The sequence below is a fragment of the Pseudarthrobacter sp. GA104 genome (assembly GCF_009741265.1).
Taxonomy (GTDB): domain Bacteria; phylum Actinomycetota; class Actinomycetes; order Actinomycetales; family Micrococcaceae; genus Arthrobacter.
The window spans coordinates 3,245,290-3,260,412 of the sequence record NZ_WOWL01000001.1; the positions used below are offsets into that span (position 1 = coordinate 3,245,290).

Genomic DNA, 15,123 nt, shown 5'->3' on the forward strand with positions numbered 1-15,123 from the left:
GTGCCGCCAGGGCTGCCGACGCCGCCCCGAACCACGTGGTGCGGAATTTGTAAAACGAGTAGGAAATACGCAGGCGCCGAAGCGTGGGGATGCGTAGAGTCTGCGCATGGCCAATGTAATTGAACGAAAGCACGGTCGCCGCAGGGGGCCGGGTCCGGCCAAAGGTGGTCGCCAGCCGCTGTTTATCTTTGGTGTCGTCCTGGCGGTGGTCCTGGTTCTGGCCGCCTACGTCCTGATGCGTGGCTGAGCCGATGCATGTCCCAACCACGGCATAACCCGCTTGGGATTCTCCTGCGACGGTCCTTACTTACCGGAGATCGGCCTCTGCAGGCTGACTTGAGCCTGCTTCAGCAGATCCGGGGCCGCGCAGAAGAGGCGCTCAAGCTTCGGGCCGAGCTTCGAGGCTTCCACCCGTGCTTTGGCAGTGCACCCTGCACGCACCAGCAATTCCAGCTCCCGGCAGTGCGTTTCTGCCTCCAAGGCGCCCGTCATAGACGAGGTGATCCTCAAACTGACCAGGGCATCCAAGACCACGTCCGGGTCTTCGTCGTCCAGGGCCAGGAGGATGCGGGACCAGCGGCCAGGAATCATGCTCAGGTAGTCAGACAGAAATCTGAGCGCGATTTCCGGGCTGAGATCGTCGCCAATTTCCATGATCGGCGCGAGGTCGAACGCTGGCGCGTGCCCAGCCGTTCGTGCCCCCAGGCCTGAGCTGCCCGCATTAACCGTCTGCGGGACCTGGAGCTCACCGGACACGATTTTCACGTCGATAACCATGAGGTTTACCCCGTTCAAGTGACGGGCCGAGCCACAGCGGCTCGGCCGAACCACTTGATTCTGGCGGTCCACCGTCAAGAAAGCTCTGCTCCAGAATCAACATTTCATCAATTCTTGGCCGATCGGTGGTGCGGCGCCCCGTCAGTTGCTGAGGGCGGGGATTTTCGCTTCGCGGAGGATGGCGTCAGCGTAGCCCAGGGCGTAGCCGGTGGCATTCGGGTGGAAGCTCATGCCGCTGAAGGGGTCGGCCGGGTCGAAAAAGAACCAGGAGCCGGGCAGGCCGACGCCGTGTCCCCCGAACTCGTCGGTGACGCTGACGTAGACGGTTCCGGGGGACTTCTTGGCCGCGTCCTTGATGGCCTTGTTCAGGGTGTCCGTGCCTTTGTTGAAGACCTTCGCCGCTTCGTTGGTGATGTAGCCGTTGGCTCCGACTTCCGGGGAGAACAGGTGCGGATAGCCCAGTGCCACGATTCTGGCATTCGGTGCCTGGGCGCGGATGGCTGCGTAGGCAGCGGTCAGGGCCGGGAGGACCACGGCCTGGGCAACGGCTTCCGCGGCCTTCACCTCCGCCGCGCAAACCTCCAGGGGGCGCAGCATGCAGGCCCCGAGCAGGTTCCCGAACCCGACGTCGTTCCCGCCGGCTGTGATGGTCACCAGGTCCGTTTCCGCGTTCAGGACGCCGGCGGCGGATGCCACCTGGACCTGCAGGGGCACCATGGCGGCGGTCCAGCCGGCGCAGGCTGCGTTGGCCGTGAGCTGCACGTGGTCCTGGGTGTCCAGCACATCGGCGTAGCCAGGCGATGACTGGTAGCACGGCTGCAGCTCGGCGGGGTAGAGGGGAGAGACGGTGACAGACGGGGAAGCGCCGATGCCGGAGGTATAGGAATCCCCCAGGGCGACGTAGTCCAGCGGTGCCGCGTCCTGGGCGGCTGCCGGCGCAGCGACGGAGCCGGCCAGCAGTCCGGCGATGACGGCGGCCAGCAAACCCATGCGCCCCGCACTGCCCCTTCGGGTGCGGGCGCGTGGGCTTGCCCCTGGCTCAGAATGCGTGATCCGGATTTCCCTAGGCGATGTGTTCTTCACGGTTCTTCTCCCTGGCGTATTGCCAGGTGCCGTGGCTCCTGGCTTCTGGCTTGTGTGTCGAGCGGTCCGCCCGGCCCTACCTCCATGGCGTTACTACAGCGTTACGGGCACAGGCATGCCGTCAGGCTATATTGAGTTACTAAACATGTTTGGTAATTGGTCTCCGGGGGGAACCATGGCTCCAGTCAGCAGTGTCCGCGTTTCGACCTTTCAGTCATTCCGGTACGTCTACGGTGCCAAAGCGGGACCGGCCAATCCTGAGGCCGGCACGGGGAAACCCTGAGGTGCCCTGATGCGGAAGCCCCCGCCGGCCGGCAGTCCCCGACCGGCGAAGAATGATTCTTCCCGCTCCCCGGTCCCCGGCGGGCAGGCACAGCTTCGGCCCTCCCCGTTGCGGCCATGGATGTTGTACTCCTGCTTCCTGGCCGGCCTGATCCTCGCGCTTGGCGTCTCGGCGGTCCTGCTCAGGGAACCGTGGGGAGTGGTTGTGCTCGCCGCCGTGATTGCGCCGGTTGCTGTCTACTTGGTGTGGGCGCTGCTGCGCATACAGAGCAGGAAATCCTCCGCCGCGTCCGGAGCGTCCCATCTCCTGGAAGCTGTGCTGGCCACCAGCAGGGAATGGCTGTGGACCATCGGCCCGGACGGCAGGTTCACCTTTTCCGGGCCAATGTCCCGGGAGCTCCTCGGGTATGACCCCTCCGAACTCATCGGCCAGCACTACAGCCAGATCATCGAACCCGATGACCTGGCCCGGGCGCTGCAGGACAGGGTGGGTCTGGAGGGCCCTGACGCTTCATGGTGCGGTCTCGTGACCACCTGCCGGCACCGGGACGGCCGCCGGGTCCTTGTTGAGGTTTCCGGCAGGTCGATCTTTGACGGGCAGGGGCAAGTGTGCGGCTTCGAGGGGACCACGCGAGCCCTGGACACGCCCCCGGCCCATGACGCTGCGGCCGAAGAAGCCTTCGCCGGGGTAGAAGCCATGCTTTCCTCCCGCACTTTGTTGACGGCCTTCCAGCCCATCCGCGCTTCGGACTCCGGCGCTGTGATCGGGGCGGAGGCGCTGACGAGGTTCCTGAGCGCTGACGATCCCGGGATGTCCCCGGAGGCCTGGTTTGCTGAGGCCGCCTCTGTGGGGCTGGGTGTTGACCTGGAAATAATTGCGCTTCAGTCGGCCCTGATTGCCGCGGAGTCCCTGCCGGAAGACCTCTACGTGGCCGTCAACCTTTCCCCCGGGGCGTGCCTTGATAATCGGGTGGCCGGTCTCCTGCTGGGCTGCGGCATTCCACTGGGGCGCATTGTGCTGGAACTGACGGAGCACCACGAAGTGGCCGACTACGGCCAACTTGGAGGAGTGCTGGCTCCACTGCGGAGCGCGGGTTTGAGGATTGCTATAGATGACGCCGGTGCAGGGTTCGCTTCCATGCGCCACATCGTTGAACTCAGGCCAGACCTGATTAAGCTCGACCGGAAGGTCATCACCGGCATCAACGCCGACGCGGGCCTGCAGGCTTTGGGCGCCGCCATGGTCGGCTTCGCCCGGGAGATCGGTGCTTCCCTCGTTGCCGAAGGGATTGAAACCGAGGCTGAACTTGCGGCCGTGCGGAAGCTGGGCATGGGTGCAGGCCAAGGTTACCTGCTGGGCAGGCCCACTGTGGCCACGGAGGAATGGAAACAGTGGTCCAGGGCGGGCTCAAACCGCAACCCCTCCACCCGCCCGGCGGGACGGCACGAACGTCCGTAACCTTCGGGGACCACCCATCCCTGAGCCATGGTGGTGCGAATCACAGGAAGACCACCGAACCTCCTCGGTGGTCCCTGGTAGGGAGCAGAAAATGAACAGAAATTCCAAGCTGGCTATTGGCGGCGCGGCAGCAGCTGTACTCACAGTGGTATCCCTTGGTGCAGGCCCGGTTCTGGCCAATAACGGAAAGTCACCGGACAAGTCCGTCACGCTCACGGCTGTGCTCAGCGAACTGAACGGTTCCGGCGCATCCGGCACCGCGACGGCCGTGGTGAAGAACCAGAAAATCGAACACATCGAGGTCCACGCCGAGGGCCTGACACCGGACGCACCCCACGCCCAGCACATCCATTACGGCAATGACGCACTGAACGAGTGCCCCACCCTTGCCCAGGACTCGAACCGGGACGGGCGCATCAACACTGTTGAAGGGATACCGGCCTACGGCCCGGTGGTGGTATCGCTGAACACCACGGGGGACACCACCCCGGCCAGCTTCCTCGATGTGGCCCGCTTCCCTGTCTCCAGCGACGGGATCTTCAGCTACAGCCGGGACAATATCGAATTCACCGATGTGGCCGGAACGGGCTACCCCGGTGCCGGCGGGCTCGGCACGGCCAAGCAGATCGCGGATTCCATCCGGGAAGGCGAAGGCGTCCTGGTCATCCACGGGCTGGACTACGACGGCAACGGAACTTACAACTTCAGCGACCCCGAAGGCGCAAGCGAGCTGAACGGTGCCTTGCCTGCCGAAGCCACCGATCCGGCGGTGTGCGGCGTCCTGCGCTGATCCCCTGACCGGACTGGCCGCTGCTGGGGGCGGCCAGATCCAGAAAGACCCCTTTCGGCAAACTCCGTATCCCCGGGAAATTCACCCTGCGTCGTTGGCCCGGAAAGCTCTTAGCGCATCGTCTCTAATCCATTTCCTGGTCAGGAAGACGTCCAAAGAACAGGCCGCCAGGAGAGTGGCCCAGGAGACCCATAAAGGTGCAAGGCCCGCAAAAACCAATGCCATGACTGCAAGGACCAAGGCACCGGACGCATAGTTGTAAATTCGCCGTCTCGAAGTGGCATCAAGGGCATCTTGCCGCTCGCGAAAATAGTTCAGCATTGAGTTCCTCCGGGGAATCTAACGGCAATATCTGTCATCGTAACGGCACACTCCAGGCACGGGTCCGGGGAGCATACTTGAGATTGGGGGGACAGCAGGATTTCTCAGTGAGGAGAAGCCATGTTGCAGGCTCTGATGTGCAGATTGAACCTCCGCCACGAGTGGCACGTCGAACACACCGAGGACGGCGGCTTGTACAAACGATGCCTTTGCTGCGGAAAGGATGACGACCGTGGCGGAGGCGGGACCGGCGCTCCCGGCGCCTGGGCGGGGCCGGCGGGAATGGGCTGAGGGCACTTCATGGGTCCTCAAATTCGGACGCCGGGTCACGTCGCAGTCGTAGCCGTGGCCGTGGCTGTCCTGATCGGCGCGTGCACGTCCCCCAACCCGGCCGCTTCCAATCCTGCGCCCCCGGCTGCCCCCACGTCCGAGCTGGAAGCCTTTGCCAGCCGGGCGGTAGGGGCCGGCGCGCCGGCCGTGGTCCTCCATGTGCGGAACGGCAGCCAGGAGGAAGCGAAGGCCTCCGGGGCCAGGAACCTGAATTCACGGGAGCCGGCCGAGGCAGGGGACAGGCTGTGGATTTCCGGCGCCGGGGCGCCGATGGTGGCCGTGGCCGTGCTGAAGCTCGTGGAGAAGGGCGCCATCCGCCTGGACGATCCCGTTTCCGACCACCTGCCCGAATTCGGGGCCATCCTGCCGGGCTGGCAGCGGACCACAATCCGGGAGCTGCTCGGCAGCCGCTCGGGACTCCCGGACTACATTCCGTCCTTGCTCGAATCCCGGACGGTGGAAGAGCTGCAGGTCAGCGTGCTGACCTTTGAGGAGAGGCTCAGGATCGCGGCAGGAACCCACGCCTCGCCGGGACCGCTGTCCCGGGCGGCATGGTCGGCAACCGACTGGGAAGTGCTGGCATGGCTGCTGGAACGGGTCCATGGCCGTGTGCTCGCCGATGTCCTCCTGGCGGACGTCTTTAGGCCCGCTGGCATGGCGGACACCCTGGTGGCAGCTCCGGGACCGCCGCCGGAGCCCATGCTCCACGGCTACGTGCTGGACGGAGGTAACAGGCTGGACTTCACACGCACGGACATCGTAGCGGGATCGGGCGATGCCGGGATCATCTCCACCGTTGCAGACCTGAACAGATTCTTCGCCGCCCTTCCGGCAGGACGGCTGGTCAGCATGGAGACGTGGAAGTCAATGGTGGAGGGAGACCCATACGATCTGGGTGGACTCCAACAGACGGACGGGATCTGCCCCGGCCAGCGCCACGTTTTTGTGCGCGGCGGGGGAGGGGCATACAACGTGCAGTCCATTTCCTCACTGGACGGGCGGCAGCAGGTCTCCGTTGGGATGGCGCTGCCGCCGGCAGAACTGGATGTCTCCACCGTCCCGCCGCTCATCACCCGGATGGAGGAGGCTGCCCGCTCTACGGCTGCCAGCATGTGTGCAAGCGCGCAGTAGGCCAGGCCGGATGCAGGTTTCCCGGTGAAGGGGCACGCGCGGCGGGTCGCGCTTGGCGGTGCCCCCCTGGCACCGCCAAGCGCTGAGACCCATCGGTTGCCCGACTCAAGGCTGCGATATTACTGGACCCAGTTCCAGCCGCACCCCCATGCGCCGCTGCCTTTCACTGACTACTGTGGACTCCCATCCTCAAGGGAGGCGGCAGATAGCGTCAAGAACTTCCCAAGACTTCCTCAAATTCGGGCCCATCGTCCTGCTGAGGCCGGCGTCAGGTGACCGACTGCTCTACGGGGAGCCCTGCCGCCTTCCACTCAGGGAAGCCCTCCTCAAGCCTTGCGGCCGTGCGTCCTTCGTCCGTGAGAATCCGTACGGCCTCGTCCGCAAACAGGCAGTACGGTCCGCGGCAGTAGGCGACCACTTCGCCCCCGCGGGGAACCTCCCGCAACCGGGACTTGACGTCCGAGAGTGGCACGGAGATCGCACCGGGGATATGTCCGGCGTCGTATTCCGGCTGTGGCCGCACATCCAGCACTACCACGTCGCCCTGCCGCAGCCGCAGCAGCAGATCGTCGCGCGTGATGGTGCTCAGGTCGGCGCGGTCGCCGACGTAGGCGCGGACCAGTTCGCCCAGTTCCCCGGCGTGGGTTTCGGCTGTCTCCCGAAGTGCCCGCCATAGCCGTTCCACGGCCGGGCTGGCGAGCGAGTAGTAGATCCGCGTCCCCGAGCGCCGTGAGGAGGCGAGGCCGGCCCGCAGCAGGCGCTGCAGGTGCTGGGATGTGTTGGCCATGCTCTGGTGGATCTCTGCGGCGAGCTCTTCAACCGGCCGCTCGCCCTGGGCGAGGACATCGATGAGCTGGGCCCGCCGGCCATTCCCTATCGCCTTGGCAGCCTCCACGAGGACGTCGTAGAGCGCGTCCTTGTCCTGCTGGTCGCCCATATGTGCCTCCTATTCAAGATATCTCTTGACAAGCCTACCTGCGCGGGTTTCTTATTCAAGTATCTACTTGAATAAGAGAGGGGGCGGTGGCCGTGTCCACCATCCAAACGCCACATCAGCAGGAGTCCCGCCTTCGGACAGGAGCGGGCCTCATGACGCTGGCCGGGCTGGCCTTCGTGGGGTACGCCGTGATCTTTTTGATAATGAACTTCACGGACGCCTTCCTTGAACTGGGCATCGGACCCGAGCAAGTGGACAAGGGGAAGGCAGAGATCGAGGCGTTCAGCCCGCAGCTGTACCACTACATCAGCCATCTGCACATCGCGGTCAGCGGCTTCATTGCGGCAACCGGCCTGGCAGTCGCAGGGCTGTCCTGGTTCGGGGTGCGCCGCGGAGAACGGTGGGCCTTCGCCACCGCAGTCATCGTCCCTGTCGTTGGACTCGCAGTGGCCCTCCCCGCACATTACCCCTGGGGCCTGGCCACGCTGGGACACCTCGGCCTGATCTACCTCGCCGTCCTCATTTTCCTCGTGGGGGTCGTGGCGGCCTACACCGGAATGCGGAGCGCCGCGGCTACACACCACTGACGCCGGCCCAAAAGTGAACGTACGACGGCGGCCGCGGGCCGCCGTCGTACGTTTCAGTCCCTTTCCACGCGGCGGCTCACGCGGTGGCGTGCATTTCCCCGGCCGGCATCCTGTCCGAACCGGATTCCTCGGCGGCCGGGGCCGGGCGCCGCTCCTGGCCGTTCGTCGTCACGCTTCCGTCCATGGTGCCGGTTGGCATCTCGACGGTTTGGGGGACGACGCCGGCGGAGGGCATGTCCGCGCCCGTCGCCTCGGTCATGGCCGCAGCACCGGACGAACCCGTGGACTCCTCGGTCAGGAACGGCATGTTTTGCCACTTGTGCCACAGGGCATTGTCCGTGCCGCGGACGAAGACCTCAAGCCGGCCGTCGGCGTTGCTGCCCACCGTGATGTTGGAGGTGAGGACGCCGCCCAGGGAGTGCCAGCCGGACCAGCCGCTGTTGGGGGCTGTCTGCCACATGTGCCACAGGGCGTTGTCCGTGCCGCGGACAAACACCTCCAGCCGGCCGCTCGCATTCTTGCCTGCGGCAATCTCGGAGGTGAGCAGGCCGCCCAGGGACTGCCAGCCGGACCAGTTGCCGTTGGGGGCCGTCTGCCACATGTGCCACAGGGCGTTGTCCGTGCCCCGGACGAAGGCTTCCAGGCGGCCGTCGGCGTTGCTGCCCACCGTGATGTTGGAGGTGAGGACGCCGCCCAGGGAGTTCCAGCCGGACCAGTTGCCGTTGGGGGCTGTCTGCCACAAGTGCCACAGGGCGTTGTCCGTGCCCCGGGCGAACACCTCCAGGCGGCCGTCCTTGTTCTTGCCCACCCCGATTTCCGACGTGATCACGCCGCCCAGGGAATGCCAGCCGGACCAGTTGCCGTTCGGAGCCGTCTGCCACCGGTGCCACACGGCGCCGTCGGTTCCGCGGGCGAAGACCTCCAGGCGGCCATCGGCGTTGCGGCCTGTGGCCGACGGCCCGGTGATCACCCCGCCCAGGGAGTTCCAGCCGGACCAGCCGCTGTTGGGCGCGGTCTGCCATTTGTGCCACAGGGCGTTGTCCGTGCCCCGGGCGAAGATTTCCAGCCGGCCGTCCAGGTTGCTTGCCGCCGCGATGTCGGTGGTGATGACGCCGCCCAGGGAGTTCCAGCCGGACCAGCTGCCGTTGGGGGTGTTCTGCCATCTGTGCCACACGGCGCCATCGGTGCCCCGGGCAAAGGCTTCCAGCCGGCCGTCCTTGTTGTTGGCCACGGAGGCGTCCGTTGTGATGATCCCGCCCAGGGAATCCCACCCGGACCATGCCTGCGGCGCGGCCGGATACAGTGCCCGGAATCCGTCGAGGTCGTCCTGGGTGAGGGCCCGTTTGGTGAAGTTGGACGCCACGGTGGGGGCCATCACGGCGTTCGCGACGCTGGAGTGGGCCAGCCCCACGATATGGCCAAACTCGTGCAGCGCCACTGTTTCGATATCGAAGGCGTTGGCCGCGGCGCCAACGCTCCACACGTGTTCGCTGTCATCAAAGTGGACCGGCTTGGGCAGCGTGTTGGTGACCACGCTGCAGCCGGGAGGGAAGTCGGCGTGGGCCAGGACGCCGCCCACCATTGAATGGTCCGGGTCCGCCGCCGGGCGCCATCCGATGCGGATGTCCGGACTGGAGCCGAGGGCCACCTCGGTGAAGGTCAGTCCGCCCACGGTCTGCCAGGTCTGGATGGCGCGCCGGATGGCGTCGAATTCGGCGGTGCCCGCGACGTCGTCGGTCCCGGTGTCGAAGGCGTAGGTCAGGGTCCGGTCCGCCCATGCGCACGCAGTGGCGAAGGCGATTTCGCCGGCCCGCATGTCCGGAAGCCCGCAGCGCGGCCGCATCATTGCTTCGCGCGTGGCATCGTCGAAGACGCCGGTGACCGGCAGGTGGAAAAACTCCTGGAAATTCCGAAGCGCCCCTTCGGTGGGATCGTCCAGGACGCCGATTTCCCTGGGGGTGGATTCCCCCAGGTAGCCGAAGCGCTCGAGATACGTTTGCACCTTGCTGAAGCCCGGCGTTCGCCCACCCGGGGCGGTGTTTTCGACTGCGGCAAGGTACGGTGCCGCAGGGTACAGTTCGTCAGTCATTTGGCTCTCCTTGATCGGTTCTGATGCTTCGCAGGATCTGCAGCGCGACGTCCCGCTCGGCGTCCGCAGGCAGATGGACGACGGCGGTGGCGCGCCCTGGAATATTCACGGCGGCGGTGCGGATGCCCTCTTCTTCAAACAGCACGAAGTCCGCGATGTGGTTGCCCAGGGCTTCCCGCCAACGCTCGTAGCCAGGTTTGTTTGCATAGCGGGTGAGCGGGTCGGCGAACGGGCTTGCGTCGACGGTCAGGCGCATGCCGCCACCCTCCAGGACGGCAGCGCCGCCCTCGATGCCGTGCTCATGTGAGGGTGCAAGCTGGTCCGGCACGTCCAGCACCAGGCCTGACACTCGGAAGGAATTCCACGGCTGCCCCATAAGACCGTCCTCACATGCGAGGGAACACGGGAACAGTGGACCATTCTCCGCGTTACTGCACCGTTACTGCCGGGCCGGCTATTGACTGCCGGCGCCGTTCTGGTAACGATGAAGTTCCCGTTGACATTGAGAGGGCCTGTCATGAAATCCACGAAAGCACTGGGCGCGGCCGGAGCCGCTGCGGCTGCATCAGCACTGCTGCTGCTTGCTGCCGCCGGGCCGGCAGCAGCTGACCACACCCACGTCAAAGTCGTTGGCAGCGGAGGCTGCGTGGTGATGGCTGAGGGTGCGGGGGAGGAAGCGGTGGACCTTCCCGCTGCCGTCTTCGAGCACAACGTCCACGCCGCCGACCTGCCACAAACGGACGGCCGGACCCACCCCCTCCACGTGCTGGTGCACCAGGGCGTTCCCGGAGAAAACAACACGCTCTACGTCCTCGGAAGCGACGCCGAGAAGGCAGCCTGCGGCGGGGTCTACGTCAACCGGTAACTGACTGACAGCGGTCCAAAAACTGAAGGCGTACGACGGCGGCGCGCACCGCCGTCGTACGCCTTCTGCGTGGCTGCGTGCAGCCTGCGTCCAGCCTGCACCCAGCGAAGTTATGGAAACGTTATATATGCTGGGTGAGTGGTTTTTAGGTCAAGCAGCGGAAATTTGTCAGCCCCCGAACGTAACGCAGTACCAGGAACAAGCCTCATCGCCGGGCGGAAGCATGCCCTGGACGGGCTCCGGACTGTTGCCGTGGCGGGGGTGTTTTTCTTCCACGCGGCAACCGCCCTGGTGCCGGGCGGCTCCATTGGCGTGGACGTCTTTTTCACGCTCAGCGGCTTTGTGATCACCCTCCTGATCATGAAGGAGCACCTGGCCACCGGCCGGCTGCGGCTGGGCATCTTCTACGCCAAGCGGCTGGCCAGGCTGTGGCCGGCGCTGCTGGCGCTGTGCGGGGTGATCGTCGCCGTGGGCCTGGCCTTCCCGGCGTCGAAGTGGGCCGGCCAGGAAGGGTTTGTCCTCCCGGCCGCCGCGTACGTGATGAACCTGGCCCGCTTCGGGATGTTCGGCGACTCCGTGGCGGGGGAAACCCTTGGCCCCACCTGGACCCTGGCCGTCGAGGAGCAGTTCTACCTGGTGTGGCCGCTCCTGCTGCTGGTGCTGCTGCGGTTCTGGAAGGTCCGCACGGTCACCTGGATCACCGCCGGCCTGGCCGCGGCGTTCCTGCTGGAACGGTTCGTCCTGGTGCTGCTCGGGGCGCCGCTGAACCGCCTCTACAACGGGCCGGACACCCGGGCCGACGAGCTGCTGATCGGATGCACCCTGGCGCTCGTGTTCACGGCAGTCACCCCCGGTTCCCGGTTCCACGCAGCCCTCCGGACGGCGGCGCGCCGGGCCGGACCGGCCGCCGGGCTCATCCTCCTGGCCGCCGTGTTCCTGCTGAAGGAGCCGGACACCCCCGGCCCCTGGTTCAGCGCCTTCTGGACCGTTGGGCCCGCCGTGCTTTCCCTGCTGGCGGCCGCCCTGATCGGATCACTGGTCCTGCAGCCCGCCGGCTTCGCCGCCCGAGTCCTCAGCCACCCCTGGCTTGCCGGGCCGGGCCGAGATCTGTCCTACGCCTTCTACCTCTGGCACCTGCCCGTCTACCTGTTGCTGATGCCGCTGATCCCTTCGCTGTGGCTCCGTGTGCCGCTGGCCGCAGCACTAACCGTCCTGCTGGCCTATGCGTCCCACCGCCTGGTGGAGACGCCCGTCCGCCGCTGGGCAAACAGAAGGCTGGAGCCCGCCGTCGTCCGCTCATCTCCGGAAGCGGCGCAAAAGTCTGCAGCGGCACCTGACCGCGGGCCCGAACTGGTGTCCGCAGGCCGCGAATCCTAGCGGGCGGCGTCAGTGCGGGCGTTGATGTTGTTCTGGACGATGGTGGCCAAGGTGCGGAGCACCTGCTGGTCCGAGGCGCTGAACGCCCGGGGGCGGTGGTCAATGACGCACAGCGTTCCGATGTTCCAGCCGCGCGGCCCGTGCAGGGGGTAACCGGCGTAGAAGCGGATGAAGGGTTCCCCGACGACTAGCGGATTGGTGGCGAACCGGTCATCGGTGAGGGTGTCGTTGATGATGAGCATCGTGTTCAGCCGCACCGTATGCGTGCAGAGCGCGATCTCCCGGGGCGTCTCCTGGCGAAGGGGGCCGACCACGGACTTGAGGAACTGGGAATTTTCGGCGATCAGGGACAGTGATGCAGCACCGACGCCAAAATAGTCCCTGGCGGTTTCCACCACCTGGTCAAAGATGTCCACTGTGCCTGTGTGGAGCAGGTCGGTCTCCCGAAGCGACTGCAGCCGTTCCTCCTCCGCCCGTTCAGGCGTCAGGAGGAACCTGCCCGCGGCTCCCAGGCCGGCCAGCGCATCCTCGCCGGCACGTCCCCTCCGGTGCTGGCGTCCCTCGCCCTGCGGCTGCGCAGGCATGGGCTCCGTGCCGGCACTGTAACCGCGTTCAAATTCGGGCAAGGCCAGTGCGCCGTGAAGGTAGGCATGCAGCTCAAAATCGGAAAAGCGCGGCCCGCCAAAGTAGGTCGGCCAGATGTCCGCCGGGTCCAGCCCGGCAACAACCATGGCTGCAAGCTCAAGCCGCCGCTCTGACTCGTCGCTCATGATGTCCGCCCGGGCAAGGCATAGGGTGCATCCAGCCCATACGCATGTGCTGATTTACCGGCCATGCTAATCAGTCTACTTACTAATTTCGCCTGCCCCTAACCCGGCGGAGGGTTATTACGTTTGCGGCCGCAGCAGAGAGCGGTTCGCGCCAAGCCGGGACCTGGCAGCGGCACCTGGGAGGTCAGGCCGCGGGCTCAGCCGCCTGCGTCAGCCGCACGGCCTGGTACTGCTCGCTGCAGACCGCCGCTTCGTGGTGCTCAGCACACTGGACCTCGGCAACCAGCGAGCCGCCGACGTCATCCTTCTTATAGTGCGTCACGTGCTTGGTGCTCCTGCCGCACGTGACGCAAAGGGCCTGGTGCTGTTTAGTCCACATGCATGAATAATACGGTCGGGCCTGTTTCGCGCAAGTAAAAGTTCCGAAACGTGCGGAAATCCGCAGCGGGAGCGCGCGGACTTTTAATTTGGTGTTTACTTCCTGGGCGCAGGTTATTAAAGTCAGGTCTTGTCATAGTCCAGATGGGCGCCGGGGGGCGTCTGGGAGGGGGTAGCGCATCACCACTGACCGTAACTCGAAGACAATTGACCACTACGTTGAAAGCCCCTCCTAGGAGGGGCTTTCCCCTTGCCCGGCCGGCCCGGCCGCTCCGTTGGGCCGGGGCCCTGCCTCAGGATTCGAATCTGGCCGCCGGAGCGCCGCTGGGCAGCGCCTTGAGGATGTTCTCGGCCACACTGCGGACCTTGAGGTTCCGCTGGCGGGACGCGCTGGCCAGCTTGATGAAGGCTTCGGGGTACGTACAGCGGTTCTGCGCCATGATCACCCCGCACGCCACGTCGATGGAGGTGCGGCTTTCCAGCACAGCCTTGAGGTTGTCCCCGGCGGACCGGACGCTGCGCACCTCAAGGGCCAGCCGCATGCTGTGCGTCGCCACCCCGGCAAACCATTTGGCCTCGGCGAGCAGGCCCTCGAACCCGGGGCCGGTGCGCGCCAGGAACACCAGGGCGCAGGACGTGCCGCCGTTCAACCCCAGCGGAACGGCCACCGCGCCGCCATACCCGGCAGCTGCCAGCCGCCGCTGGTACGTTCGCCACCGCACTGACATGTCGCCGTCGACCGTCACCGCACCGGCAGTGCTCAGTGCCTGCATCAGGGGCCCGTCCCCGTACCGGTCCTCCGATGCCGCCAGTTCGGATGCCGTGAGGCTGCTGCCGGCAGTGAGCGGGGCAGAGCCTCCGCGCGCAAGGACCGCGGCGCAGTCCGGCCCTGGCCCGTCCGGGCCGATGACCGCCTTCGCAGCGGCCTCGGTCAGCCGCTGGAGGGAGTCCAGTTCTGTTTCGGTCCCGGTGATCAGGTCCAGCAGGAACCCGGGCCGGTCCTGGCGCCTGCCGTCAGTCGCCGGATGTGCTGCCACGCTTTTGCCCCCGTCCACGTACGTCCCGCGCCTTGCCGGTGCGCGGGCTTTCCCTGAACTTAATGGAGCGGCGCGGAAAGGGCACGAGTAGCAGGTACTCTACTTTTCCTGCCCGGCGCGGGGACTACTTGCCTGCTTCCAGCCACTGCTGGAACGTTTGGCGTCCGACGGCGGCGCCCGGCGCCGGGATCAGCGCGCCGCTGCGCATGGCTTTGCCCATGCGGCCCGGCAGCACTGCCTCCAGGACCTTCTTGCGCTCACCGGTCTTCGCGAGATAGGTGCGGACCAGGTCTGCGAGCTCCTCGGTCCGCGGCCCGCCGAGGTCATTGATCCGTCCCTGCGGTCCCGCCTCCGCCGCATCCACCAGGGCCTCGGCCACCTCGCGGGCAGCGACGGGCCGGGTGACCATCTTTGGAACGGCCACCAGCGGGCCCACCGTCCCGATCTTCACGGTCAGCGGGACGAACTCGTGGAACTGGGTGGAGCGCAGCAGGGTCCACGGGACGCCGCCGTGACGGACCTCGTCCTCCTGCACCAGCTTTCCCGCGTACAGGCCGGACGTGGCGCCGTCGATCCCCACGATGGAGAGTGCCACGTGGTGCCGCACGCCCGCTTCCTGTTCCGCGGCCAGAAGGTTCTGGGTGGCGTTGGTGTAGAAGTCCACGGCCTGCTTGGTGGAGGTGGTCTGGATCCCGGAGACGTCTATCACGGTATCCAGGCCGGCGAGGGCCTGGGCCAGGCCGCGCCCGTTCACCAGGTCCACGCCCTCGGCACGGCTCAGGCTGACAACGTGGTGGCCGCGCTCCTTCGCTACGGCTACCACGTGGCGTCCGACGGTACCGGTTCCCCCTGCGACGGCGATCCTCATGGGGAAATCCTACGTATCCCGGCCGATTCCAGTCCATGACGA

At 66.2% G+C, this 15,123-nt stretch carries 16 protein-coding genes; 7 read left to right on the forward strand and 9 right to left on the reverse strand.

Going from position 1 to position 15,123, the window contains the following annotated elements; genetic code table 11:
- Nucleotides 1–106: 106 nt before the first annotated feature.
- A complete protein-coding gene (locus GK109_RS21950; protein WP_197432475.1) occupies nucleotides 107–247 on the forward strand; it encodes a hypothetical protein in 141 nt (46 codons plus the stop codon).
- A gap of 56 nt (nucleotides 248–303) precedes the next feature.
- Here GK109_RS21950 and GK109_RS14750 read toward each other — a convergent pair whose 3' ends face one another.
- Complete coding sequence (locus tag GK109_RS14750) at nucleotides 304–777, reverse strand: Hpt domain-containing protein (protein ID WP_157241461.1); 474 nt, start codon at nucleotides 775–777, stop codon at nucleotides 304–306.
- Nucleotides 778–918: 141 nt separating this feature from the next.
- Nucleotides 919–1,767, reverse strand: coding sequence for an SGNH/GDSL hydrolase family protein (locus GK109_RS14755; protein ID WP_157241462.1), 849 nt, complete (start codon nucleotides 1,765–1,767; stop codon nucleotides 919–921).
- 496 nt (nucleotides 1,768–2,263) lie between these two features.
- Between GK109_RS14755 and GK109_RS14760 the strand changes: the two genes are divergently transcribed.
- The 3 genes from GK109_RS14760 (at nucleotide 2,264) to GK109_RS14770 (ending at nucleotide 6,173) form a co-directional block, all read left to right on the forward strand.
- Nucleotides 2,264–3,601 carry an EAL domain-containing protein gene (locus tag GK109_RS14760; protein ID WP_197432476.1) on the forward strand — a complete coding sequence of 446 codons (1,338 nt, stop codon included), beginning with the start codon at nucleotides 2,264–2,266 and terminating at the stop codon, nucleotides 3,599–3,601.
- A gap of 91 nt (nucleotides 3,602–3,692) precedes the next feature.
- A complete protein-coding gene (locus tag GK109_RS14765; RefSeq protein WP_157241464.1) occupies nucleotides 3,693–4,391 on the forward strand; it encodes a hypothetical protein in 699 nt (232 codons plus the stop codon).
- 621 nt (nucleotides 4,392–5,012) lie between these two features.
- Entirely contained in the window at nucleotides 5,013–6,173 is a 1,161-nt protein-coding gene (locus GK109_RS14770; RefSeq protein ID WP_157241465.1) for a serine hydrolase, read from the forward strand.
- A gap of 268 nt (nucleotides 6,174–6,441) precedes the next feature.
- Here GK109_RS14770 and GK109_RS14775 read toward each other — a convergent pair whose 3' ends face one another.
- Complete coding sequence (locus tag GK109_RS14775; RefSeq protein WP_157241466.1) at nucleotides 6,442–7,110, reverse strand: metalloregulator ArsR/SmtB family transcription factor; 669 nt, start codon at nucleotides 7,108–7,110, stop codon at nucleotides 6,442–6,444.
- A gap of 92 nt (nucleotides 7,111–7,202) precedes the next feature.
- On the opposite strand from GK109_RS14775, the gene GK109_RS14780 reads away from it, so the two are divergent.
- Nucleotides 7,203–7,697, forward strand: a complete 495-nt coding sequence (locus GK109_RS14780) for a hypothetical protein (RefSeq protein ID WP_321214205.1) — start codon at nucleotides 7,203–7,205, stop codon at nucleotides 7,695–7,697.
- A gap of 76 nt (nucleotides 7,698–7,773) precedes the next feature.
- Here the strand turns inward: GK109_RS14780 and GK109_RS14785 are convergent, their stop codons facing one another.
- A complete protein-coding gene (locus GK109_RS14785) occupies nucleotides 7,774–9,786 on the reverse strand; it encodes a matrixin family metalloprotease (protein ID WP_231754876.1) in 2,013 nt (670 codons plus the stop codon).
- A complete protein-coding gene (locus GK109_RS14790; RefSeq protein WP_157241468.1) occupies nucleotides 9,779–10,162 on the reverse strand; it encodes a hypothetical protein in 384 nt (127 codons plus the stop codon). The genes GK109_RS14785 and GK109_RS14790 overlap by 8 nt, the downstream gene beginning before the upstream one ends.
- A gap of 141 nt (nucleotides 10,163–10,303) precedes the next feature.
- On the opposite strand from GK109_RS14790, the gene GK109_RS14795 reads away from it, so the two are divergent.
- Nucleotides 10,304–10,651, forward strand: coding sequence for a hypothetical protein (locus tag GK109_RS14795; protein ID WP_157241469.1), 348 nt, complete (start codon nucleotides 10,304–10,306; stop codon nucleotides 10,649–10,651).
- Between the two features lie 165 nt (nucleotides 10,652–10,816).
- Entirely contained in the window at nucleotides 10,817–12,028 is a 1,212-nt protein-coding gene (locus tag GK109_RS14800; RefSeq protein WP_157241470.1) for an acyltransferase, read from the forward strand.
- On the opposite strand, the gene GK109_RS14805 is transcribed toward GK109_RS14800, so the two are convergent.
- From GK109_RS14805 to GK109_RS14820, 4 genes are all read right to left on the reverse strand, one after another.
- Entirely contained in the window at nucleotides 12,025–12,798 is a 774-nt protein-coding gene (locus tag GK109_RS14805; protein WP_157241471.1) for a GAF domain-containing protein, read from the reverse strand. The two genes, GK109_RS14800 and GK109_RS14805, sit on opposite strands and share 4 nt — an antisense overlap.
- 184 nt (nucleotides 12,799–12,982) lie before the next feature.
- The gene (locus tag GK109_RS14810) at nucleotides 12,983–13,177 is read right to left on the reverse strand and encodes a hypothetical protein (RefSeq protein ID WP_157241472.1); all 195 of its coding nucleotides are present in this window, start codon (nucleotides 13,175–13,177) and stop codon (nucleotides 12,983–12,985) included.
- Nucleotides 13,178–13,469: 292 nt separating this feature from the next.
- Nucleotides 13,470–14,213, reverse strand: coding sequence for an ANTAR domain-containing protein (locus tag GK109_RS14815; protein WP_370460611.1), 744 nt, complete (start codon nucleotides 14,211–14,213; stop codon nucleotides 13,470–13,472).
- 124 nt (nucleotides 14,214–14,337) lie between these two features.
- Complete coding sequence (locus tag GK109_RS14820; protein ID WP_157241473.1) at nucleotides 14,338–15,081, reverse strand: SDR family oxidoreductase; 744 nt, start codon at nucleotides 15,079–15,081, stop codon at nucleotides 14,338–14,340.
- Between the last annotated feature and the right edge of the window lie 42 nt (nucleotides 15,082–15,123).